Annotated in this window: 1 protein-coding gene; it reads right to left on the bottom strand. The window is 59.9% G+C overall.

What is annotated here, in order from left to right:
* The coding region (locus HGI47_RS22045; RefSeq protein WP_168854894.1) for a hypothetical protein at nucleotides 1-1,689 on the bottom strand (1,689 nt) is incomplete at both ends.

The following is a 1,689-nucleotide window of genomic DNA, read 5'->3' as shown; positions in this document are numbered from 1 at the left end:
TACGTCTGCCGCATTGAGCAGATCTGGCGACAGGCCCTGCAGCACGGTCACGCCACCCTGCGCGGTTCCGTTCGCTGCAAACCGTTGTACCGCCAGTCCGTCACCGTTGAGATCGCCGTCACTGTCCACCACCCAATGAACCGCGTAGCCGCCGTCATCCAGCGCGGTCACGCCGACGTTCACATCGCCGCTGCTCCCATTGATCAACGCAGGCGTGTCGCCGCCATCGATGCGCGGACCGTGATCGCCAAGCGCTAAGCCGTTTGCGTTGAAGGTCTGGACGAAAAGGCCTGCAGGGACAGGAATTGCAGGGCGAGTGCCGATAGTGCCATTCAGAGTTGATCCGGCAGTAAGGCCACCGACGATTAGAATGGCCTGAGCATCCGTTGTACCCAGTTGTGTAAGCAGGGCATCGGGGACACGGTAGTTTCCATTCGCGTCCGCAGTCAAACCGACAATCTGGATGGTGCCACTGGGCAAAATCGACGCACCGGGGATGCCGCTGATATCAATCCCAAATCCTTGCGCCGGGGTGATCTGCATCAAGACAATGCTCGGCCCGGTGCCGTTGGCAAAGGACGCCGAATCGATGTGGAAGGATTCCGCTCGTCCGCTTCCCGTAGCAATGGCGGAGAACCCATCGGAATTGGCAACAAGAGCCGACGTTACATTGGCCAGTGCGGTCCCCGGGGCGTAGCTGACGTCCTGCAGCGTCGAGATGAATATGTTGCCGCTTTGTCCCTGTGTCAGGCCGCTCACTTGCAGGGTAAAGCGGTTGTCGATCTGGAACTGATCAAGGACGGCATTCGTAATCCGTATCTCACCAAATTCGCCGACCGTCAGCGGGACTGTTCTGGACAGACCATCGTTCCCAATTCCCATCAGTGCAAACTGGGCATTGGACGGCAGGGACCCGACGAAGAAAGCTTCCGGGCGCCCAACTACGGTCAAGCCGAAGGTCTGGTTCGCTGCGTTGGCGGTGACGACGGCATTGCGTCCCGCGGACTCAAAACCAAGCGCATATGTGAGGGCATAGCCGCCATTGTCGAGCGCTTGGAGGTCCAAGGAGGAAATGTCTGCGGCATTGAGCAAGTCTGGCGACAGCCCTTGCAGTACGGTCACGCCACCCTGTTTGGTCCCGTTGGCGGCAAATCGCTGTATCGCCAGACCGCCTTCGCCCGCGCCACCATCAATTACCCAATGCACCACGAAACCGCCGCCATCCAGCGCCGTCAGCCCGGCTGTGTTCGGAATGTCGTCGGAATTGAACAGGATCGCAGTTGTGCCGCCATCAATGCGCGGCCCGTGATCGCCCAGTGCCAAGCCGCTTGCGTTGAAAGTCTGGACGAAGAGCCCTTCAGGGATCGGCGATGCTTCGCGGACACGGGCGGTGCCGGTGAGTGTTGAACCGATGCTAAGGCCGCCGACGACGAGGATGGCCTGAAAATCCCCGTCGCCAAGTTGTGTGAGAATTGATTGCGGCACCCGATAAACGCCGTTCGAATCTGCGGCTACGTTGTTGATGACAATCGTGCCCGTCGGCAGGAGGGTTGCGCCTGCAACTCCCGCAAGGCTGATGGCCTGGGCATTGATCTGTGGTGTGATTTGGATGTTTACGAAGCTTGGGCCGGTGCCGTTGGCAAAGGTTGCCGATCCGATCGTGAACCCTTCGGCGCGCCCTTCGCTCGT

Origin of the sequence: Novosphingobium sp. ERN07 (genome assembly GCF_012641335.1) — a bacterium.
GTDB lineage: Bacteria > Pseudomonadota > Alphaproteobacteria > Sphingomonadales > Sphingomonadaceae > Novosphingobium.
Note: the sequence above shows the minus strand (reverse complement) of the source record. Positions and strands in the feature narration are given on the sequence as shown.